The sequence below is a fragment of the Fibrobacter sp. UWT3 genome (assembly GCF_900230125.1).
Lineage (GTDB): Bacteria > Fibrobacterota > Fibrobacteria > Fibrobacterales > Fibrobacteraceae > Fibrobacter.
The window spans coordinates 736,161-757,496 of sequence record NZ_OCSS01000002.1; the positions used below are offsets into that span (position 1 = coordinate 736,161).

Sequence of the window (21,336 nt, forward strand, 5' to 3'; positions counted from 1 at the left end):
CGTTCCATTTATTATACATTTACTTGCATACAGTAAAAACAGGAGTTTCCAGATGGCCGGGAAATCTACCCTCTTTAAGACAGCTGTCGCTTTGGCATTTTCTATTCTCGTAGCAACCCCCTGGGCTGCGGGCCTTTCGGACGAGCAGGAAGGAGCGTCCAGGGTCTATTGCGTCAAGAAGGTCCCTGTCGCCGAAGACGAGTACCTGGTCCAGCTTTCGCAACAGGGTGCCGGTTACGCTCCCGATAGCGATGAACAGTGCTTTGAATGGTGGTATTCCGCTGCTACAGTTTCTGCCTATTCCGCATTGCAGGAACTGTTCTCCGTAGATTTTCCTCCTGGCGAGATTATCCTCACGTCGGATCTGGAGTTTGGCGGCTACGACGACAACGGTGAAGTGTGCGTGTCCGGTGCCACCGCGTTCTATCCGTTCCTATTCGGCAGCAGTGGCAAGGTTTCTCTGATGAGTGCTGGCGATTCCGCATTTACGGTACGCGGGGTGTGTTACATTGGCGGAGCCTCCGAAGCTACCTTTGGCGGGAATCTTCTTACATCCGTATCGAACGTGAATTTTGAAAATCTTCGCCTGGAATCCCTAACCAGTGCGGGCCTATTAGGGTGGAACGAATATGACGCTTCTGTCAATAGGGTCCGTATAGGTAATGCGGTCGTGAACGCTCCGATGGCCGGGGTCCTTGCCGCATCTATTAGGGACCTGTCGGTAAACGAATTTTACGGATATTCCATTGTGCTCAACGCGATACCCAAGTTGAACGATGACGAATCCTTTAGTACCCCAAACGCGAGCATCGGCAGTCTGGTGGGTTATGTCGAAAAGTTGGAAGTCGTATCGGCAAAGCTCGATGATGTCCATATTACGTACAGTCCCTTGGTGGGAACCTCTTATCTCGACAGTTCGCTCCCTGATAGGGATGCTTACGTGGGTGGAATCGTCGGGCATGTCACTACCCATGTCAAGTTGCATCAGGTCGGCCTTGAAAAAATGGAGGTTAGAGACTTTGCGGATGGTGAAGGTATAAACTACGTGGGCGGTCTCGTCGGCATGGTGGATGAGTGCGATTGGTTCTATGTGGAAAGGACGTACACCGCTTTGGCCGATATCATCTGCAACTCTGGCAATTGCGTACAGGGCTTTGGTGCTGGGTACATCAGGTTCGTCGAGGACCCGAGTGTAGTGTCCGCCAGGGCCAATTTCCATTATTCTGCGGACGAGCAGGACGTGACCCGCTATTTTGCCGGCATGGTCGTGGGGGACTATTTGAACAGTTACGGGATAGAGAACACCACCATTACGGATGAGTTCAACAAGGCCGGCACCATGCCTTTCTATTCCGAGGAACTCGTGGGCGACGAATATGAAAATGTGAGGCGCGATGACCCTGTTGCTCTGGGCAATTACCGCAATGCGATGGGGCGTATTAGCGCGACGGAAAATTTTGTCGAGGAATCCTATACGTTTGATGACCCGGAACTGGGAAACTTGCCGAATGGTGTGCTGGATACTACATACATGAAGTCGGCGAAGTTCATCGATATCCTGGACAATATCGGTGGAGTCCTGACGAGCGGGGACGTCCCGTGGAAATATGACGACACGCACCAGACTCTCTATTTCGATGTTGACTGGAACCGCTCCGACGAGGTGGTTGATTTGAACGTGCACAGGATTGTGTTCATGCTTGACTGCATCGAGTCGGGATGCCTTACCGAAAGCGAAGAGCGCATGCTCGGGCAGTTTGATAATTACCGGAGGGGTACTAACGAGTTCGAGTTCGTGACGGATGAATCTGGAGCAATCACGAATACGGCATGGCTCGAATTTGCCGCAAGCCTTGAACAGCCGAATGCTGACCGCGACCCTGTTCATTGGGAAAGTTCGAACGACAACGGTCCGTACAAGAAGTTCTCTGCGGACGAGGCGTACGACGGCGACTACTCCTTTGACCTTGTGGTTGGCGAAGCACCGGAAGAAACGAACGAAGAGTTTGCCTATGTGTTCTTCGGGAAGGGAATCGATTACGACCAGACCATCGTAGAACTCATTAGTTACGATGGCGAGACTGTCGAGAATAAGGGCTCACAAATTGACATGACGAGTTACTCCGGCGGAAGTCAGCCCATTTCGCTCCAGGCGGGCAAGGTGATGCAGATTTTCTCGCGCAACCCCGTGACGACGGACGGCAGCAACTTCAAGGGCTGGAAGGTCCGCGCCGAGATGACGTTTACAACCAACGAAACTGAACTGAAGAAGATTGCTTTTGCGGGTATGGACATTCCCGTGGATGGCGATGGCTACTTCAACTTGTACGAAAATATTGATGCGCTTTACCAGAGGCTTGAAAAAGGTTATGGCGCAAATAGTGATGTGCTGAGTGAAATACAGAAGGTTAGCGCCCAAATGCAAGCCGAGATACAGGCGGGCAATTATGATAACATCCAGTACTATTCTGCAAAGATGGATTCGCTGCAAAAACTGATGGACGCGGGCTCTTCGAACGGGAGCGTGGCTATCGCACTTGCCATATTCCCCAAGGGCTTCGAGGATGTAAACGGCGTGGATGACGATGGCGAGAAACAGGAAGAAGTCGAGGTTGTCTACCCGGCGCTGTTCTGGTCGGGTAACGCTATCCAGCTAGCCGTAAAGACGGACGATTTCGTGAACGAGGAGGGAGCGCCCTTCGTGAGCGTGATGCTTGAGAACTTGAGCGACGAACCGCTGCTGGATACCCTGATGGAATTCCCGAATGGCGATTGGCCCGAGGTGTTCACGTGGGAAAAGTACCCGCTTGCCGCGGGCATGTACCATGTAGTCGCAAAGATATACAACGGGAAGGGCGATAATCCGGACGTGCGCGAGTGGACTTTCGAGGTGGATGACGTAATCAAGAACGATTGCGGTGACTGCTGGCAGATGGTTGCGCTTTCGAATGTCGATTTCGAGAAATACGAGTGGAATGACAATGAGGTGTTCTACTGGTGGGACGAGTTTACCATTTTTGGCGAATACTGGCAGTACAAGGAATTCTCGGAGAAGGATTCCCCGGAACAGGGAAGGGGCTACTGGTACAATTCGCTTGAAGGTCGCCCGCTTGTGCTCAAGGATGAGGCCTTTACCGGCGAGGCCGTGTGGTCGCTCGATAGCGTAAACAGCGGCTGGAACCTGGTCTCTAACCCTTACGGCTGGAAGATGAAGATTGGCGTTGCTGGCCAGGAAAATCGGGAAGAAAAGCCTGAGCTGGAATTCTGGCGCTGGAACAAGCAAACCGGTCAGTACGACCCGCCTGAAGTTGTGAAGGAACTTGAGCCTTACGAGGCTGTGTGGGTAAAACTCAATCGCGGTCCGGAGATGGATTGGAGTCTTCCGGCAACGCCGGCCTTTGTCGATTTCGTGAACGAAGATGGCGAAATAGTTCATGTGAAGTCGCTCAACAAGAAGGGCGTGCTTGCGAAGGCGGCCGGCGCCGACGGCTGGGCGTTGCAGGTGGAACTCTCCGACGCAAGCGGCAAGATGGACAGCTGGAACATGCTCGGCGCGGGCAAGGCCGCGTGGGATTCCGAAGAACCGCCTGCCGGCATGGGCAACCGCGTGAACCTCAGCATCGTGGATGCGGGCAGGCGCCTGGCAAAGAGCGTGAAGGCCTTGGGCGAAGACGCATACGAATGGAACGTGGAACTTTCGGCGACAAGCTCGCGTGCAGGTTGCCTGAAGTTTGCGGGTATCGACGGAATTCTTGCGAGCGGGCTTCGCGTGTTCGTGACGGTCGATGGCGAGACTACCGAAATGCACGATGGCGAAAAACTGCAGGTGATGCTCTCCACGACGGCGAAGTCCGCAAACATCCGTGTGGCGAAGTCTGCAAGGAAGGTTGTCGCGAGCACTTTGCAGGGCTTGCGCGCTCATGATCTGGGCTCTGCACTGCAGGTGGGCTTCGATGTGGGCGAGGGCCTTGCGGGTGCGAATGCGCGCGTGGACCTTGTGGATACGAAGGGCCACGTCGTGAATACCGCAAGTTTCAAGGCCGAAAACGGGCGTAACGAGGTAAGCCTCAAGAGGCCGGTGCGCGGGCTCTACGTATTGCGCGCGGTTGTCGGGCGCGAGATCGCCGTGCAGAAAATTATGGTGAAGTAAGAGACTAGGGAGGGTCCGTGCTACTCCCCCTCCCTAAGACCCTCCCGACGCGCGCATAATCGCCTAGAGCGGGGTTGTTATTTTAGGGTGGTGGCGATTAAGCGCACGGGCACACCTTCGGTGTGCTTATGAGACTAGGGAGGGTATCGCACGGCTCACCCTCCCTAAGACCCTCCCGACGCGCGCACCGGTGTTTTTTCTAAATTTAGCGCACGATGGCAGAGAATTCCCCGAACACAGGTGCGAAAAAGCCGGATTACTTTCCGGCGATTGACGGCCTGCGCCTCCTCGCGAGCATAAACATCGTGATGCTCCACTTGGGCAGCTCGAATGCGCTTGCCTACATGGCAAGCAACACCTGGCTCATGCCCGTCTTTACCGCGCCCGCATTTGCGGCCGGCATATTCTACGTGTTCGCGGGGTTCCTCTTTGCAAGCAAGTTCAGCGACCCGGAACGCCGCATACCGGTAATCCCGTTCATGTTCGCCCGCATAGCGAAGCTATACCGGCTCCACTTCTTCATGACCCTCCTCATGTTCGTGGGGTTGCTGTTCAAGTTCAGCGGCTACACGCACTTGCCCGGCCCAGGCGAAATCGTCGATTGCGCCTCGGCGGGGCTCGCGAAAATGTTCCACCCCTGGCGTAGCCTGCTCCTGCATCTTTCGCTCACGTGGTCCATCGTTCCCGACCTGGGCATGAAACTCAATGAGCCCAGCTGGTCGCTCACGAGTTTCTTCATGTGCTATGCCATCACGCCGTGGTTCAGCCGCTGGCTCTTTAGGCAGAATCGCCGCACCCTCTGGATTCTCTTCTTTGCGGTGTTCATCCCGGGTATCGCGTGGGCGGTGTTCTTCGGGCTTTCGGGCAACCTCTGGTTCGACGGCTACGGCGAAAAGTATCGCTTCTTCCACATGTTCGCCCCCGTGCGCGTGTTCGAGTACATCTTCGGCATGGTCATCTTTCGCCTGTACAAGGAAGGCTTCTTCGAGTTCCTCAAGAGGGGCTACGTGAGCGGAATCGTTCAGGCATTGCTCCTTGCCGCCCTTTACGGGAGCCTGTTCCTCATGTCGCCCTCGTTCAATCCCGGCGTGAACTACTTTATCCACCATAGCGTCGCCGTGTTCATCTACGGGCTGTTCGTGCTCTCGCTCCTTTCGGGCAAGGGATTCATGGCGCGGTTCTTCTGTATCGGCATCGTGCGCAAGGTGGGCCGCGCGAGTTTCTACCCTTACCTAATCCACCTGCCACTCATCTCCATCGCGTGGGGAATCTGCAACCTGAACACACCCAAGAATACGCTCCTCTTTATGCTGTTCGTCTACACGGTGAGCACGCTCTACATGGAGTTCAAGGTCTGGAACAAGAAGCGCAAGAAGCGCCTTGAGCAGGCGAAATAGTTCTGCCCCGGTGTGCTCCCGCTCACACCTCTCTGCGAAGGTTTAAAAATCTTTACTGTGTTTGCCGATTTTTGCGAAAAATCGGAACTTTTTGTCGCCCAGTGCAAGTTATTTATTACATGATTGGGGTGGCGGTTTTTGTTCAATCAAATTATATTTTAGATGGGTGGGAATAACAACAAAAAAAGAGGATGTTGATGAAAAACTTCTTTAAAGCAACAGTGTGCGTGGCCGCCCTGGCCGCGACTTCTGCCATGGCGGGCTCCTTCCCGTTCCCGCAGAACATGAAGAGCCCTCACGGCTACACGATCCCGTTCGCGGATACCCAGGTCATCAAGGACCACTTCAATCTGTGGAAGCAGGCCTGGTACCAGGATAAGGGTAACGAAGCCTGGGTGCTTGCTCCCGAAGGTACCTGCTCTACGGTTTCTGAAGCTATCGCCTACGGTATGTTGATTACCGTGTACATGGACGAACAGAGCATGTTCGACAAGCTCTATGCTACCTGGAAGAACAATGGCGGCAATGGCGCCGGCATGAACTGGCGCATTGGTTGTGATGTCGGTTCGGGTTCTGCTTCTGACGCAGACTTCGATGCGGCCCTCGCTCTAGTGATGGCTTCCAAGCAGTGGGGCGGTTCCTACCTGAACGATGCCAAGACGTTGATCAGCTGGATTGCTTCCAACGATATCAGTGGCAACAAGATTATGCCTGGTAACCAGTGGGGCGACTACTTCAACCCCAGCTATGCCACGACTGCTAACTTCGCCCTTTTCCAGAAGGTTGCTGGCGGTTCCTGGAACAACGTGATTTCCCAGGCTTATACCGACCTGAACGCTTGCCAGAACAGCACCTCCGGCCTCGTGTCCGACTGGTGCGACTGGAATAGCCACAAGCCGGTCAAGAATTCCAAGGCTGCCGTTGCGCAGGACGAAGATCCGGGCTTCTTTGACGACGCAGCCCGTACTCCGTGGCGCATGGCTTGGGCTTACTACTGGTACGGTGATACCAAGGCACAGGCCTTCAACAAGAAGATTAACGACTGGATGATTCCCACCGCCCGTACGGCGAGCGGCATCAACTCCGGTTACTTCCCCAGCGGTCAGGCAGTGACCTCCGAAAAGCGCAACTTCGTCTCTTCTACCTTCTCGGGCGGTATGGGCATGGCTGCGTCTTCCTTTGACGACGCTGCCTCCAAGGACTTCATGGAATCGGTCTACAAGACTCTTTCCAACTTGAAGAGCTGCAAAACGGCTAGTGGCTGTGGTGAAGGCAGCAATGCGGGTGAAAAGTACTACCCCTCCACTCTCAACATCCTCTACCTCCTCCTCATCACGGGTAACATGCCCAACTTCTACGACATGACGGGCTTTACCCAGTTCACTCCGGACCCGAGCCTCGCCAGCGGTGTTTCTACTGCCGAAGGCGTGCAGCAGGCTTCCAGGGATTCTACGGTCGGTGTTTCCGGATTCTGGAACTGGGGTGCATACCACGACAAGCTCGGTATCGGTACCGTGATGTCTCCGGATTCGGGTACTTCTCCGCTCTACAAGACCGGCTGCGAAATTACTGCAGAGGCCACCATGGAAATCGGCCCTGAACCGCAATGGACTCAAGCCAAGGCTGATGTGTGCAAGAATACTCCGGCTCAGTGCGAACTCAAGTACCCGAGCGCCGGTATCGCCATGTCGTTCCTCTCCAACGACAAGAAGGGCGTTGACCTCTATGCTTTGAATGTCAAGTATGTCCGTGTGACCGCCAAGACCAAGGGCCCCATCCGTATGGCAATCCTCAACGAGGCAACTGCCGAAGCGGGGGCTGAACCTGGCATTTATGTGGATCCTACGGACGATTACACGGCCGTGACTTACGACCTTACTCCGGACCAGTTCGGTTTCAAGGGTACCAACAGCCAGTCTATCGATATTCTTGACTGGGTCAATGTTTCCACCGCTCCCTCGGGTGAAGATATCATCAAGGTGGTCAAGGGCCTCAAGTGGGAAGTCAAGGACGCCAAGGGTGGTTTCGGTTCTGTCTCCATCAAGGCGATTGAATTCCTCGATGCCAATAAGCAGGTGATTGACCCCGTGAAGATTACCGGTATTACGGTTCCTGCCGCCCAGTGCGGCACCAACCCGGGTACGGATGCATTCGTGTTCCGTTCTCTCGCCCCGAGCGCGAAGGTCATCGCTTCTGGTTCCCAGATCCAGGTGCTTGGCGCCAAGGTCGGTTCCGACTACGCCGTGTTCAACATGCAGGGCAAGGTCGTGAAGGCCGGCAAGATTTCCGGTGCAACGCAGGGCATCTCTGTCGCCAACAGGGGCACGTTCCTCGTGCGCGTCGACGGCAAGATCCACTCCGTGACCGTGAAGTAATTCACTAGCAGACTCTTTTAAGAGAACCGTGGCCCGCAAGGCTGCGGTTCTTTTTGCGACCGCTCGCTCCTCATTTCTTGTAAAGAAACCTCCGGTTTGTCACTCGCTCTCGCCTCGACGACTCGTTAAGACGAGTCGCCTCTGGCTCACGTTTTGCGATTGTAAAGCCGTGGTTGCGGCGGGCTCTTTTTTTGTATATGGGCTCTGCATGTGCAGAGCCATATTGTGCGCCTCGGTCATGTGCAAGTGTACTTGCCCACGACTCTCGGCTTTTGTATATTCTTCGTGCGGGGTTGTTGCCCCAGGTATTTTTAGGAGTTTAGAATGGATATTGGCGCACTTCATTTTCAGAATCCCGAAGCCTTCTGGCTGCTCGTTTTGGTTCCTGTACTTATAGCACTGTACGTATATCGCCAGCACAAACGCAAGAGTACCATCAAGTTCCCGGCACTTTCCATAGCGAGGCGTGCGGTCCCGAGCCGTCGTGTGCGCCTGCGCCACATTGTGCCCGCGTTGCGCCTTGCGGCCCTCTGCTGCTTCGTGGTGGCGCTTGCCCGCCCGCAGAACGCGATGGAGGTGGAATACACGAATACCGACGGCGTGGATATCATGCTGGCACTCGACGTTTCGGGTTCCATGGGCACGCTCGACATGCTGACCCGCGCGGAGCAGGCGAAACTCGGGGTGATGAACGCCGAACGCATCCTCAATTCCGGTGAATACTGGAAGTATAGCCGTATGGGTTACGCGCAGGGGGTGATTGCGGACTTTATCCAGAAGCGCCACAGCGACCGTATTGGGCTTTCTGCCTTCGGTAGCCGTGCCGTGACGCAGTGCCCGCTCACGCTTGATTACGGGAGCCTGCTCGAAATCTTGAAGGCGACGGACGAACTTGCGAAGGATTCCATCATCGCGGGTCGCACGGCGATTGGCGATGGCCTGATGAACGCGCTTGCACGCCTGCAGAAGTCCGAGGCTAAATCCAAGGTGGTGGTGCTCCTGACCGACGGGCGCGACAATGCGAGCGTGATTTCACCGGTCCGTGCCGCGGATGTGGCGCAGTCGCTTGGCGTGAAGGTGTATACCGTGGGCGTAGGCAAGAGGAAGGGCAAGATTCTCGCCTTCCAGCAGAACCCCTGGACGGGCGAAATCTCGTGGGGCGAGCGCGACATTACGCCGGAAGAAGAGGTCGACGAATCTACCCTCAAGGAAGTCGCCGCAAAGACGGGTGGCAAGTTCTACCGCGCCGAGAACAAGGAACAGCTCGAGGAAATCTACTCGGAAATTGACCAGCTCGAGAAGACCGAGATAGAGACGGTCGCCTACGCGCGGTATGCCGAGAAGTTCTACCCGTGGCTCCTGGCGGGTGCATTGCTGATTCTACTGGAATTGCTCCTCGCGAATACGCGCTTCGTGCGCATCCCGTAGTTACAGCGGTGTCGCGGGCTTGATGCAGTTGCTTTCGGCTTTCTCGAGGAACTTGTCGATGGTGCGCGTCTCGGACGTGCCGTACTCGGACCAGTGTATACTGAACGTGATGGGCCACGGGCCCTGTAGGAGATCCTGGCTCGTTGCGCTTGCCGTAATCAGCTTGTTTGCGAAAGCCTCGATTTCTGCATAGTCGCTACATTCGGCAATGACCGCAAAGGTCGCCTTGCCGTAGCGGGCGATAAACGTGCCGCGCTGCACGCTCTGTTCGCGTATGAATGTTGCCATTTTCTGGAGGGCGACCACGCAGGCCCTCTTGCCGTGCTTCTTTTTCCTTGCCTTGAAATTGTCTATCTCTATCTTGAGAAGGAATAGCCTCTTGGCCGGGTCCTGGCTCTGCGTGATGGATTCCAGGTACGATGACAGCTTGTTTGTGTTGTTGAGCCCTGTTGTCAGGTCTACGGTAATATGCTGTCGGGTGCGGTACATGTGGATAAACAGGGTGACGAGGACAAATACCGTCGAGGTTATGGGGAGCTCGTAGAATTTTGCCTGCAGGATCAGGGTGAGTAGCGGGATGAGCATGACGATTGCGATTATGTAGAAACACCGCCTATGGAGCTTGTTGGTGCATTTGCTTGCCTTTTTTAAGCAGAGTCCGGATGCCGCTGCAATGTAGAGGATGGATAGCATGTTCAGCAAGGCCCATAGGGTGGGATTCATGTCGGTTGGTCCATCCGTCAGGTGCATCAGCGCGTCGACGAGGGCGATTGCGCTGACGATGACGCTCGGGCCTATGATGGGGATGAGCCACTTGCGCAACGTGTAGGTATTTGCCGATGTCGAGTAGAAAACGGAAAGGAACCAGCAGCAGCCCATGCAGATACAGGCGATGATCTTGAAACTATTGATAAGCCTGATAATGGGGATGTTTGATTCGGGGATGAACAGCCCGAGCGAGTTCATCACGCTGAATAGGATGGATGTTTCTACAAGGCACTGGAATGCGCGCGCCGATTTCTCCAGGACAGCACGTTCCCTGTTGCCGTACCATATCATCAGGTACACGATAACGCTGATAACGTCGATTTCGATTCTAAAAGCGTCTATACCCATAATCACTACCTGATAAGTAAAATATATCTTTTGCTTAACAATAATAACAATTTATTCGAAAAAAACATTTTTTTGTGATTATTGGGCAAAATAATGCAAAAAACGGGGCAAAAAAGGCTGTTTTTTGTATATTCAGGGTGTCGCGGGACGCGTGCCCGCAGTTTTCCGATTCCGGAGGATTTGATGCGTTTTGCTGAACCGAACTTCTTGTGGTGCCTGTTTACGCTCCCGCTATTTGCGCTGCTGTTCTACTATGCCTACCGCCGTCGCAAGAAACTTGCCGCAAGGTTCGTCTCGCTCTCGATGCTCCCGAAACTCTCGACGAGCGTATCGCCGTGGCGCAGGCTCGTGAAGGTGTTCCTGCTCCTGCTGGCGCTTGCCTTCCTGTTCGTGGCGCTTGCCCGCCCGCAGTGGGGCCGCAAGATGGAGCATATCGAGCGCCGGGGCCTGGACCTTGTGCTGCTGCAGGATATTTCGCTCTCGATGCTTGCCGAAGATGTGAAGCCGAACCGCCTGGTGCGTAGCCGTCACGAGATTTCGTCGTTCCTGGAAAGCCTTTCGGGTGACCGCGTGGGTTTGGTCGCGTTCAGCGGCGAGGCGCAGGTGATGGTGCCGCTTACGCTGGACTACGGAACGGTGCAGATGATGCTCCGTGAACTGAATCCGGGCTGGCTCATGCCGGGCACGAACTTGGAAAACGCCATCCGCAAGGGGATGAGCCTGTTCAGGAATTCTGGTGGGGCGGGAAAGTACTCCGTGATGATATTGATGAGCGATGGCGAGGAACTCGAGGATGCCGCCGTGAATGCCGCGAAGGAAGCGGCGGAGATGGGAATCAAGATTTATACCATCGGTATCGGCAGCCGCGAGGGCGTGCCCATACCGGTGAAGTCCAGGAACGGCGATGTCGCCTACAAGAAGGACGTGCAGGGGAATATCGTGACTACGCGCCTCGAGGAAGGGACGCTGCAGGAGATTGCGAGCGTGACCGGTGCGCTGTATTTCTACGCAAGCCCGGGCGAGTTCCAACTGCAGAAGGTATTGACCGAGATTGCGAGCATGGAGAAGAAGGAACAGGCGTCCGACCGCATGGAGAACTACCAGGACCGCTACCAGATTTTCCTCGGGCTTGCCGCCCTCCTGTTCCTGATAGAGGCTGTCGTGTCGGAGCGCGGCCGCCGCCGCAAGCAACTCGCCGGCCGTTTCAGCTAAGGGCCTGTGGCGACACACTCTCTCTTATTTATGTTGGCTTCGGACGAGACTCGCGCGGTCTTTTGTAAAACTTAAAACCAAAGGGGCGGCACACCACGTGCCGTCCCTTGGTTCGTGAGCCCAAAGCGGCCCGTATCAACGGGCCGTGGGGGCGAAAGTGAGCGCATACCGGAGTAATTTAATCCCCGGGTGAAGCGCGAACGGTTTCTTATATATCTTAAAACCAAAAAGGTCTGCGGCGACGCGCAGACCTTTTGGTTTTAAGGAGAATAGAGAAAAGCCCTTCGGGTGGATTTGTCTCTCTTGGAGACGGGCGGCTCGCGTTTGCGACACCGAGTTGATATCCACCGGAGGGGCTCAATAAGTAATATAACCCCTTTTTTCAAAAAAAGGCGCCTTGGCGCGAAAAACATTACTCCAACTTGGAAGATGCCACTCCCGCAGGCATTAAAATCTATATTATAGACAATGCGAAAAGTTTATAGTTCATTGTTTGGCCTGGTGAGTGGGGTCGCCTGCATTGTGGCGTGCTCCTCGGCACCGGAACCGTCCGCCGAACCCGTGGCGCAGCCCGCGCCCGCCCCGGCCGTGGAATCAGCACCCGTGCAAGCGGCCGCCGCACCTGCGGATACCGCGAAGGGTCCTGTGTTGCCGGCATCCTACAAGGATATTGTCTACCCGGAATACAAGTACGTGGCGCCCTACCCGAAGGACTACCGCGTAGAAATTGCCGAAGGCATTTCCGGTTACATCGTTCCCGATTCGAGCCTCCCGCTCGTGAACCTTTCCGTGTATTTCGATAATCCGGAAGTCGCTTCGACCATCAAGGATGCTGCCGCCTCCGGGATGGTAGGCGCCATGTTCCGCCGTGGTGGCAGTACGCACTTATCGGCGCACGCCCTCGACGATACGCTCGAGTTTATCAGTGCGGGCCTTTCTACAAGCTCTGGTACCTGGATTTCCAGTTTCTCGATAGATTGCCTTTCGAAGGACTTCGCTTCCATGCTGGATATGGCGGGGAAGGTGATTTCTTCTCCCGCATTCGACGCGAAGCAGCTTGAAATCGTGAAGACGAACTACGTGACCTCCCACGAACAGCGTTACGACACTCCCGCGAAGGTGCTTTCGGCCTTGAGGACCAAGGTCAACTATGCCCCGAACCCGAGGCTGTGGGACCCCACTCTCGAAGAATACAAGAAGGTTTCCGTCAATGACATGAAGCGCCTTTCGGTATCTACCTTCGCGTCCAAGCACATCGTGTTCGCGCTGTCGGGTGACGTGAAACGCGACTCCGCGGTTGCCATGCTCAAGGAATTCTTCGCGACGCTTCGCAAGTCGGCCGATGCGAAGGCGAAGCCTTCTCCCTATAGCGCCCCGCAGCCGCTCGTGTTCCTGAACAAGCCTGGCACCTACGTGGTGGACAAGGATATCACGCAGGCGAATATCTCGATGAACCAGCCCTTCGTGAAGCGTCCGCATGCAGATTACTACCCGACGGCTGTCGCGAACTTCATTCTCGGTGGCGGCAGTTTTGCCTCGCGCCTCATGACGCGCGTGCGTAGCGACGAGGGGCTTGCCTACCACATCAGCAGCCGTGCGGGCAACGACTACCGCGATACGGCGATGATTTCGATCAGCCTGCAGACGAAGGTGGAATCCGCCGCGTTCGCGCTGAAGCTCGTGTTCGAGGAAATCGAGAAACTTGCGAAGGATGGCCCCACGGAAGAGGAACTCGCGATGGCGAAGAAGACTCTCGTGGAAAGCCTTCCCGGCCTGTTCGATTCCCCGTCATCGACGGCGGCAATTTTTGCGGGCGATGAACTGCTGGGCAAGAGTCCGGACCATTACCTCGACTACGTGAAGGAAATCAATGCCGTGACCGCCGACCAGGTGAAGGCGATGATCAAGAAGTATTATGCGAAGGAAAAGATGACTATCTCGGTCGTAGGTCCGGTCGCAAAGCTTGAGGCCCTGAAGCCCTTTACGGTTGTCCCGCTCGATAGTCTCGATATCAGGTAGTCTATGTTCAGGGGCGTTTCGGAATATCTTTCCCGTCTGGCTGTCGCGGCACTGCTCGTGATGCTTGCGGGCGTATGCTCCCATGCTGCGGGTTCCGACAACATGCTCGGGGCGGATTCGGTTGTCCGCAACAGGCTCCTGAAACAGCTCGGTAACGAGGACGACTTGCGCTCGCTCTGCTCCGGTCTCAAGACTTGCCTCAACATCGACTATCCCGGTTGTTCCGCCGGCGATAAGCACCCCTGGCCGCATCTCAAGTACAACGAGGAATTCTGCGCGCCGTACCACGAGGTAACGAAGCGAGGGTTTGCCCCCACTCCGGGTGCACCGATGGTCCCCGAAGTCTATGCGAGGCTTGGCCGCAGGTACCGCGCCATCTACGAGAACAAGGGCACGCTCCCGCTGGGCCAGAACGTCATCAGTTACCTGTTCGATAACATGCCCTTTACGGCAGACCTCATCAATGCATACCTGGGCACGAACTACACTCTCGAATATACGAGCAAGAACCGCAGGTATTTTAACGGGAGCAACGGCCGCAGCCTTTCGGGCGAGTTCTACTGGGCCCTGCAAGATAGCGCGGGGCAGAAGCTCGGCATGCGCAACCTCTTTTTCGGGTACGGGCACGCGAAGGTGCTTCGGTGGTCGCTGCATGGAACCGCAATTGCGTATCTCGACATGGACGAGATTTCGAAAAACGAAATCAGGTACAAGCTGACGGCCATCGTTTTCCCGGGCAACTCCGTGCTGAATTCCATCATGCAGATGCAGGTGTTCAAGAGCGTGGTGAACGACAAGATAGACCACATCGTGAAGGATATCAAGAAGGCTTCGGGTCGCTACTTCGGGGGTGACAAGGAACCCATGCTGAACAGTGCGAAGCTCAAGTCGTTCGATAACGTGCAGTACGTGATAGATTTCGAGAACGTGGTGAACGGAGCCCCGTGGAAACTGGGCGACTTCGAGAGGCTGAAGCGTGAACGCGAGAAGCAGAAACGCGAGAGCGTTCCCATAATATTTGAAGATACAAGGACTCAGGCAAAATGAGCGAAAAAGAGAAAGAAAGTCTGGAATCCCTCCTGGCGCGCGTGACTGACCGCCGCAAGGAACTGCTGACCTCCGTGGTGGACCGCCGCACGAGGCATTTTTGCATGGTGCTGGAAGACCTGTTCGACCCGCATAACATTTCTGCCGTTATCCGTACCGCGGAAGTGTTCGGCCTGCAGGACGTGCACATTATCGAGGAGGACAACGCCTACAGCGTGAACAAGTCTATCCTCAAGGGCAGCTACAAATGGATGAGCCTGTACCTGTACAAGAAACGCATGCTCTGCATGGAGAAGCTGCGCGCGAAGGGCTACAAGATTGCGGTCGCGAGCACCAACACCACGAATTCCGTGCTTGACCTGGATTTGAGCCAGCCTACGGCATTCTACCTCGGGAGCGAGTTCCACGGGAACCACCCCGATACGCTCGCGCATGCCGATTACGAGTTCAAGCTGCCGCAGTACGGCATTACCGAATCGATGAACGTCTCGGTCGCGGGTGGCGTGCTCATGACCTACCTCGACGTGTACATGCAGAAGGAAGGCCGCGAGAAGTTCCTGCTCCCGAAGGAGGAACGTGACGCGCTCCTTTACGACTGGCTCGACCGTCACGTGAACGGTATCGAGAACAATAGCCCGATTACGCACGTGGACGGGTAAGAAATCCCTATAAGTTAGTCTTTTTTACGGGTCGTCCTCTTCGCCTCGCAGCATGTTTGATGCCGCGGCCTTGAAGCGTTCCCTCATGAAAGCGTCGTAATCAGGGTCGCCCTTCTTGGGAAGGTGGAAATCTTTCTTTATAGCGGGTTTCTTGTTCGGGTCTTTTTCTTGTATAGACATGGTTTCTTCCTCTATGGTTTGCAACTCTCTTTTCAGTTGTTCTTCGTACAATTCGATGTTTTCTTTTAGGTGTTCTTCGGACAGATCCTCTGCTGTGCCGCGTTCGAATTCGTCGTTGAAACCATCGTTGATGTCGTCATAGTTGAGGCCAAGTAGATAGGTGTCCGGATGCTTGTCCAAAAGTCTTTCGTAGTTATGCAGAATGTTCAGTAGTTCTTCTTTAGACGCCTCTTCGAGCTGATAGGGCTTGCCTCCCTTTACGAGGCTTATCAGTTCTTCGGTAGTCGCAGCTACGTTGGAGAACTTTTTCGGGTTCGATTCACTTTTTAGTGCCTTCGTGCCGGTGAGGAAATCTTCGGGATCTTCTGCGTAGATTTCGCTCAGTTTTAACAGATGTACGGCGTGCTCAAAAGACATTTTAGATACGAATTGGTTATGGCAATGCTTCCAGCAATCCATGAGCCAGTAGAAAGTTGCGTACAAGTTCCTGGGAGTCTTGTTGACATCGCCGCCGATTTCGCTTTCTTCACCGCAGGAACTGCACCGTACGAATGCGGTGGTGTCTTCATAGCAATGATCTTCGTGCTCGCCCTCGCATCCGAACCAGCCACAGCTGCAATGCGGGAACAGGTGATAGTCCATATCTGTGTAGGGCATGTAGTAAGCGGTTGCCTGGCACCGAGGGCAAGTGCCCTTCAAATACGATGCTCCCCAGGCGAATACGAGCGCCCCAAGCGTCAAGCCTTTCGGAAGGTAGGAGGGTTGTAGCGAGTCCATCGGGATGTTTGACAAGATGGGGTATTTCAGAATTTTGTCACGGTTCCTCATGATGAGAGCGAAGTTTTCCCAGAACAACTTGCGCTGCCTTTTCGCGTGCCTAGACATGACGGCGTTGATCTCGGCTTTTTCCTTTTTGAGAATGTCTTCCTGCTCGCTGAATCGCGGGAGCCCAGCCTTTGTCCGCCGGGTATACTGGCGGTAAGTCTCACAGTGCTGAGAGTAAGCACCTTCGTCGCGGTTGTTATTACGACGGACATTGTCCAGGATTGTCTTGGGGGTCGTTTCATTTGTTTTAATCTTGTATATCTGCCTGTGGCCGTGTCCGAAATCGTCATCTTCTTCGGAATCGATATCCTCAATAATGTGCTCGTAGCCGTCCCACATCTCGGAACCCCCGCATCGCGAAGTCAGAATCAGCTGGGGGAGTGCGCCTGTTCTTTTGGCAATCCTGTGGAGCAGTTCGTTCTTCCTGAAATAGGCGTACTGGCAGCCCCATCCGTAGTCCTCGATCAGTATGGCGAACAAGTTGGCGTTCTTGTTCGCGTAGAGCGCGTTGAATACGGGGAAGGCGTCGCCGCCGATATACAGCAACGCGAAACGTTGGGCGCTAGAAGTGATGTTGTCCGGATTTTTTTCAAATACGAGGAACTTGACGAAGTGCTTTATCTGGTCGAAATTATCGATTTCCCAGGTATTGTAGCAGAAATCATCTTCTCTCTCGCCACTATGGGACCTGAAATTTTCCAGACCGAAGTCGGTAATGTACGAATATGGCTGGTGGAACATTGCCAGGAACACGTTTTCGCTCAGGTTACGTTCGTAAATGATGGAATACCCCGGGAACATCGGTTTTTTCAGCTCGTCCTCGAGTTTTTCCCTCGAAAAATGGTAGTCGACGTTGACGAAACAGTGCGCGCTGTGGCTGCGTGTGAAGATATTGACCGTATAGGGGTCAAATGCGGAACCCGGGTAAAAGACGGTCCGCTCCGCGAAGAATTCCTTCCATGGAATCTCGGAATCCTTGCGGATGTCAAGGAGCCAGGACGGAGTTGCTTCCAGGTAGAACTTGTTGAGATAACTTACTTGATTCATAGAGCTCCTTCTTCGTCTGAGTTTTGGTTTTCCAGCTCTTCACGCTCCATCTCGTACATGGCGACTTCGTCGAGAGTCGCGCCGATCTGCTCGTCGGTGGTGAGCGTGGTGTGCATGCGAAGGGTAACCGGAATGCATTTCTCGTCGAGCCGCATCAGAAACTCTACGACGCGGCGCTTACCTGCAGGCGACAGGTTATTGAAGCAGAAGTCGATATTGGGGTCTTCTCCTTTCTTGGGGGCCTGCACCAATATCGCGTCTTCGATCTTTTCGCGCAGTTTGTACTGCATGTCCAAAAGCGTGCTCAATCGCAGGTTACTCTGCGTTGCAGGGAATTGCTCCATGAATTCCGCAACTTTCTTTTTGACATAATCCAGCGAGTCGTCGCCGATGGTGCCATCAACATAAATCCTTTGGTTGTCTAACGCGTCCTGGTAGTGGATGTCGATGCCCACTACGTTCTGCGCGAACAGATCCGCAATCAGTTTGCCGTCGTTGTCGCGGAACAGGAACGACGCGACGTAATCCTTGTTTGCCTGTACCCTGTAGAAAATACGGTACATCAGGGGGAGGCTCATCAGGTAATCGATGACCCCCTGGCTAATCCACTGGTGCTTAAAAATGCTCATCTTTATGCTCCTTCCGAAGGGACGTCGTTCAAGATAGTGTCGATGTTTTCCAGGCATTCCCTGGTGTACATGTCGTAGTGCATCGCTATCATCGGTGCGAGATAGTCTGCTACTTCGGCCCAACGCTCTGCGCCCGAATGGTCGGGATTGGTCGCAGCCGTTATGACATGGCTTGTAATGCAACGGAGAATGGGCAGGATTACCCCTGCGCCGAGGTCGGAATTGCCCTTCGCAAGGTCATTGAACGCCTGTTGTGCATTCTGGGCGTGGTCCTGGACGTGAACCATCATCTGGTTGAAATAGCCACGATCGGCCGACATTTCCTTGTAGAGCTTGCGGATGTTTTCTACGGACATACAACCTCCTTTCCTTTGCCGGCACGACATGTGCCGTCAAAATAGTATCGAAAAATTCGAAGCCGATGTAAAAGGGGTCTGGGATTTTTTTTTCGTGACTGTTCGGCAACCTCGTTTGTAAATGAAACTTTACACAAGCTGGACGGGTTTTAAAAAAACTTTATGCATGTATTTACATCTATGCATAAATAATCGATAGATATAGTAGAAGGACTAACCACAAGGAGGCGCGTATGTCCGAAACCCATCATGAATCCTTTGCTGAATTATACAGGCGCCTGAAGGCGGGTATTCCGCTTGTCAGCGGAGAACAGGAGCAGGAAAAGGCCGCCCGCGATGCCCAGGCGGACTTCATGAAAGGGCAGCAGGAGCGCAAGTACAAACTGTTCTACGACAACCTGGACCTGGTCTTGCGCCACAAGGACGAAATCTTGGCGAACCCGCGCTATGCCAACATCGACGCGCATTACCTGATCGGTGGTGGCGGCTGCTGGGTTGGTAGCTTGCCTACGGTAAGGCGCCTGAACTTTGCGGGAACCACTGTCTCCATTAGTCTTAAGTTGGGGACGCTGCTCCTGGCTTGGGAAGAAAGCCAGTTCCGCGTCGAATGCGAATGCGGCGCCGTCGCAGTCGTTCGCCATTTTGTCGGGTCGCCGCTTTCGGGCGGTTGTTACGCGACGGCTTTTTGCCCTTCGTGCAAGAAGGAGATTCATGGAATTGGTGACCGCCGTTTCGGGAGTTTTTTCTGGTTTTTGCAGACCAAGCTCGCCGAAGACATCGGGACGTTTGCAAAGGATTTTGTCGCAAGGTGGACTCTTGCCGAGTCTGAGAACGAGAAGCGCGTTGCCGCAGGGAATTTTCGCGATCCTCGCCCGGGTGTGTGCTTTAGGGGTGATTGCGCTCCCTGTGACATTGAATCCTTGATTCATGATTTGCGCCTGAAGGAATTCAGGGAAACGGGCAGGACACACTAAATAAAAGGAGACTGGCATGACAGAAAAAGAAAAGATCGAACTGTTGAAGCCCATTATGGGCTCTGCCAAGATGGCCACAAGGGCGGTAGAGTTCCTTGCGGGGAAAGTGTATGTGCCCAGCGTGGAGGAGATCTCCCAGGAAATGCGCGTGCCTTTGCGCACTGCCGCCAAGGTGAGATCGTCCGCGTTGCTCTCCGGCTCCTACATGATGTCTGCTAAGTCGATGAGGATTAGTTCACCGGCTGTTGCTGCGGCTATGGTTCCTGAACTCAGGTTCATGCTCAAGGAGCACTTGTTCGTGATCACAATGACCGGTTCCTATGAGGTGATTGGTAAGCACGATATTTCTGTCGGCTCAACCAATCGAACAATTGTTGACCCGAAGGACGTGTATAGCGTCGCTCTTGCAGACCGTGCAAGCAAGGTAATCGTGTTCCACAACCATCCGGGCAACTCGTTGCAACCGTCCCCGGAAGATCTCAAGTTCACCAACAGGCTCGCAAATGCCGGTCGCGTGTTGGGTATTACCCTCAGCGACAGTATTATCGTGGCTCGTTCGGGATTTTTGAGCATTTACACGACGCATCCCGAAGCATTTGAAAAAAGCAAGGAACTTCCTAAAGGAGAATGCTAGTATGAATAATCTTCTATGTAAGGTTATATTCTTTGTTGCCATATTGGCATCGCTCGGTGTGAGCGGTTTTCGTTCCAATTGGGGGCCGTTTACATTCCGCCCGGGGCCGGAAAGTACCGCGTTCTTTGTTAACGGAAACAAGGCCATGAAACATACAATTAACGGAAAGAGGATGTGCCTCTACATGGACGATGTTGAACTCCCCGCCGAAGATGAGATATGCCCTGACATTGTCATTCGTCATCTCGCAACTGTAGACATCTATTACGATGGGAAGGAGTGCGAAACGGTGTGTGGATACGACAATAACATGATGTATAGCGGCGAATTGCTTGTTTATGACCGCAGGTCGTGTCCCGATATTTTAGTCACTATGGTCGGCGGCGGCCGCATAGATGTGGTACAGGAGAAGTATCTCGATTTCGACGACAGGGCGTGGATGTACTACGACACGACCAAGGTGTTTACCTGGGAGTTGGAAACTGACGATGTGTACATCAAGCACTGCATGGATTCCCGCTACAAGAAGCAGATTGACTTCTACGAATGGTATGCGGACAAGGCTCCGAAGAAAAGGTTCAGCCGCTAGTTAGGTAACTTTTCAGTGGTCGCAAACCGAAAGCAAGATTCTCGCGCTGAGTTTTAGAGAAAAAATCACTAGGTTTTATTTTCGTTGTTCCAACGGGAATTTTTGAACCAGTCAGGGAGATTTCCGTTTTTTTCTAGAGCGGAGTTTCGGAACATACAATCCATATCTGTCACATTTGACACATCCCATTGGCTTATGTCGCCATTAAATTGGGAGCCGCTGAACATACTATCCATATATTCCACATTTGACACATTCCATTGGCTAATATCTCCGTTGAATTGGGAATAATAAAACATTAGGGCCATATCTGTTACATTAGAAACATTCCAATGGCTGATGTTGCCGTTAAACAGAGAATCAACAAACATCCTGTCCATATCAGTTACATTCGATACGTCCCATCGGCTGATGTCTCCATTGAACGCTGCAAGCATAAACATTTCTGCCATATAGGTCACCTTTGACACATTCCATCTACTGATGTCGCCATTAAATGGGTTTGGGGAAAAATCGTCATAATCGCCGCAAAACATCCCGCTCATTTCTATCACATTCGAGACATTCCATTGGCTAATGTCTCCGTTAAAATGGGCTCCGCGGAACATTTCGCACATATTTCGCACGTTAGACACTGGATTTGTAGTTTTTTTAATAGTGGGTTCATGAACAACCATATTCATTACCGGTTAAGTTAAA

The 21,336-nt window shown here is 53.7% G+C and carries 16 protein-coding genes; 11 read left to right on the forward strand and 5 right to left on the reverse strand.

What is annotated here, in order from left to right:
* Positions 1 to 52 precede the first annotated feature (52 nt).
* From CRO08_RS10890 to CRO08_RS10905, 4 genes are all read left to right on the forward strand, one after another.
* Positions 53 to 4,150 (forward strand): hypothetical protein, encoded by a 4,098-nt coding sequence (locus tag CRO08_RS10890; RefSeq protein ID WP_097036206.1) that lies wholly within the window; start codon positions 53 to 55, stop codon positions 4,148 to 4,150.
* A 215-nt stretch (positions 4,151 to 4,365) separates the two neighbouring features.
* Complete coding sequence (locus CRO08_RS10895) at positions 4,366 to 5,547, forward strand: acyltransferase (protein WP_097036207.1); 1,182 nt, start codon at positions 4,366 to 4,368, stop codon at positions 5,545 to 5,547.
* A 197-nt stretch (positions 5,548 to 5,744) separates the two neighbouring features.
* Positions 5,745 to 7,922 carry a glycosyl hydrolase family 8 gene (locus CRO08_RS10900; protein ID WP_255252332.1) on the forward strand — a complete coding sequence of 726 codons (2,178 nt, stop codon included), beginning with the start codon at positions 5,745 to 5,747 and terminating at the stop codon, positions 7,920 to 7,922.
* A gap of 324 nt (positions 7,923 to 8,246) precedes the next feature.
* Positions 8,247 to 9,350 carry a VWA domain-containing protein gene (locus CRO08_RS10905; RefSeq protein WP_097036209.1) on the forward strand — a complete coding sequence of 368 codons (1,104 nt, stop codon included), beginning with the start codon at positions 8,247 to 8,249 and terminating at the stop codon, positions 9,348 to 9,350.
* Here the strand turns inward: CRO08_RS10905 and CRO08_RS10910 are convergent, their stop codons facing one another.
* Complete coding sequence (locus CRO08_RS10910; RefSeq protein ID WP_097036210.1) at positions 9,351 to 10,466, reverse strand: GGDEF domain-containing protein; 1,116 nt, start codon at positions 10,464 to 10,466, stop codon at positions 9,351 to 9,353.
* Positions 10,467 to 10,649: 183 nt separating this feature from the next.
* On the opposite strand from CRO08_RS10910, the gene CRO08_RS10915 reads away from it, so the two are divergent.
* The 4 genes from CRO08_RS10915 to CRO08_RS10935 all read left to right on the forward strand — a co-directional run bounded on the left by CRO08_RS10915 (position 10,650) and on the right by CRO08_RS10935 (position 15,403).
* On the forward strand, positions 10,650 to 11,678 hold the full coding sequence (locus tag CRO08_RS10915) for a VWA domain-containing protein (RefSeq protein ID WP_097036211.1): 1,029 nt from the start codon (positions 10,650 to 10,652) through the stop codon (positions 11,676 to 11,678).
* A 468-nt stretch (positions 11,679 to 12,146) separates the two neighbouring features.
* Positions 12,147 to 13,697, forward strand: coding sequence for a pitrilysin family protein (locus CRO08_RS10925; RefSeq protein ID WP_097036213.1), 1,551 nt, complete (start codon positions 12,147 to 12,149; stop codon positions 13,695 to 13,697).
* Between the two features lie 3 nt (positions 13,698 to 13,700).
* The gene (locus tag CRO08_RS10930; RefSeq protein WP_097036214.1) at positions 13,701 to 14,744 is read left to right on the forward strand and encodes a hypothetical protein; all 1,044 of its coding nucleotides are present in this window, start codon (positions 13,701 to 13,703) and stop codon (positions 14,742 to 14,744) included.
* Positions 14,741 to 15,403, forward strand: a complete 663-nt coding sequence (locus CRO08_RS10935) for an RNA methyltransferase (RefSeq protein ID WP_254794673.1) — start codon at positions 14,741 to 14,743, stop codon at positions 15,401 to 15,403. Before CRO08_RS10930 ends, CRO08_RS10935 begins: the two co-directional genes overlap by 4 nt.
* A gap of 24 nt (positions 15,404 to 15,427) precedes the next feature.
* Here CRO08_RS10935 and CRO08_RS10940 read toward each other — a convergent pair whose 3' ends face one another.
* From CRO08_RS10940 to CRO08_RS10950, 3 genes are read right to left on the reverse strand one after another with little or no spacing between them, the layout of a single operon-like run.
* Positions 15,428 to 17,455, reverse strand: a complete 2,028-nt coding sequence (locus tag CRO08_RS10940; protein ID WP_097036215.1) for a hypothetical protein — start codon at positions 17,453 to 17,455, stop codon at positions 15,428 to 15,430.
* Positions 17,452 to 18,084, reverse strand: coding sequence for a hypothetical protein (locus CRO08_RS10945; protein ID WP_097036216.1), 633 nt, complete (start codon positions 18,082 to 18,084; stop codon positions 17,452 to 17,454). Before CRO08_RS10945 ends, CRO08_RS10940 begins: the two co-directional genes overlap by 4 nt.
* Positions 18,085 to 18,086: 2 nt before the next feature.
* Entirely contained in the window at positions 18,087 to 18,440 is a 354-nt protein-coding gene (locus CRO08_RS10950; RefSeq protein WP_097036217.1) for a hypothetical protein, read from the reverse strand.
* 233 nt (positions 18,441 to 18,673) lie between these two features.
* On the opposite strand from CRO08_RS10950, the gene CRO08_RS10955 reads away from it, so the two are divergent.
* The 3 genes from CRO08_RS10955 (at position 18,674) to CRO08_RS10965 (ending at position 20,637) form a co-directional block, all read left to right on the forward strand.
* The gene (locus CRO08_RS10955; protein ID WP_097036218.1) at positions 18,674 to 19,414 is read left to right on the forward strand and encodes a hypothetical protein; all 741 of its coding nucleotides are present in this window, start codon (positions 18,674 to 18,676) and stop codon (positions 19,412 to 19,414) included.
* A gap of 16 nt (positions 19,415 to 19,430) precedes the next feature.
* Positions 19,431 to 20,048 (forward strand): JAB domain-containing protein, encoded by a 618-nt coding sequence (locus CRO08_RS10960; RefSeq protein ID WP_097036219.1) that lies wholly within the window; start codon positions 19,431 to 19,433, stop codon positions 20,046 to 20,048.
* A 145-nt stretch (positions 20,049 to 20,193) separates the two neighbouring features.
* Positions 20,194 to 20,637, forward strand: a complete 444-nt coding sequence (locus tag CRO08_RS10965) for a hypothetical protein (protein WP_141398338.1) — start codon at positions 20,194 to 20,196, stop codon at positions 20,635 to 20,637.
* 68 nt (positions 20,638 to 20,705) lie between these two features.
* Here the strand turns inward: CRO08_RS10965 and CRO08_RS10970 are convergent, their stop codons facing one another.
* Positions 20,706 to 21,320: a BspA family leucine-rich repeat surface protein gene (locus tag CRO08_RS10970; RefSeq protein WP_097036221.1), complete on the reverse strand. Its 615-nt coding sequence runs from the start codon at positions 21,318 to 21,320 to the stop codon at positions 20,706 to 20,708.
* Positions 21,321 to 21,336: the final 16 nt, after the last annotated feature.

Bases quoted from the DNA above. Each gene is read 5' to 3' on its own strand.
- CRO08_RS10955 (WP_097036218.1), top strand. From the start codon at position 18,674: ATGTCCGAAACCCATCATGAATCCTTTGCTGAATTATACAGGCGCCTG.
- CRO08_RS10965 (WP_141398338.1), top strand. From the start codon at position 20,194: ATGAAACATACAATTAACGGAAAGAGGATGTGCCTCTACATGGACGAT.
- CRO08_RS10900 (WP_255252332.1), top strand. From the start codon at position 5,745: ATGAAAAACTTCTTTAAAGCAACAGTGTGCGTGGCCGCCCTGGCCGCG.
- CRO08_RS10970 (WP_097036221.1), bottom strand. From the start codon at position 21,320: ATGAATATGGTTGTTCATGAACCCACTATTAAAAAAACTACAAATCCA.
- CRO08_RS10915 (WP_097036211.1), top strand. From the start codon at position 10,650: ATGCGTTTTGCTGAACCGAACTTCTTGTGGTGCCTGTTTACGCTCCCG.
- CRO08_RS10890 (WP_097036206.1), top strand. From the start codon at position 53: ATGGCCGGGAAATCTACCCTCTTTAAGACAGCTGTCGCTTTGGCATTT.
- CRO08_RS10930 (WP_097036214.1), top strand. From the start codon at position 13,701: ATGTTCAGGGGCGTTTCGGAATATCTTTCCCGTCTGGCTGTCGCGGCA.
- CRO08_RS10960 (WP_097036219.1), top strand. From the start codon at position 19,431: ATGACAGAAAAAGAAAAGATCGAACTGTTGAAGCCCATTATGGGCTCT.
- CRO08_RS10895 (WP_097036207.1), top strand. From the start codon at position 4,366: ATGGCAGAGAATTCCCCGAACACAGGTGCGAAAAAGCCGGATTACTTT.
- CRO08_RS10935 (WP_254794673.1), top strand. From the start codon at position 14,741: ATGAGCGAAAAAGAGAAAGAAAGTCTGGAATCCCTCCTGGCGCGCGTG.
- CRO08_RS10910 (WP_097036210.1), bottom strand. From the start codon at position 10,466: ATGGGTATAGACGCTTTTAGAATCGAAATCGACGTTATCAGCGTTATC.
- CRO08_RS10945 (WP_097036216.1), bottom strand. From the start codon at position 18,084: ATGAGCATTTTTAAGCACCAGTGGATTAGCCAGGGGGTCATCGATTAC.
- CRO08_RS10925 (WP_097036213.1), top strand. From the start codon at position 12,147: ATGCGAAAAGTTTATAGTTCATTGTTTGGCCTGGTGAGTGGGGTCGCC.
- CRO08_RS10940 (WP_097036215.1), bottom strand. From the start codon at position 17,455: ATGAATCAAGTAAGTTATCTCAACAAGTTCTACCTGGAAGCAACTCCG.
- CRO08_RS10950 (WP_097036217.1), bottom strand. From the start codon at position 18,440: ATGTCCGTAGAAAACATCCGCAAGCTCTACAAGGAAATGTCGGCCGAT.
- CRO08_RS10905 (WP_097036209.1), top strand. From the start codon at position 8,247: ATGGATATTGGCGCACTTCATTTTCAGAATCCCGAAGCCTTCTGGCTG.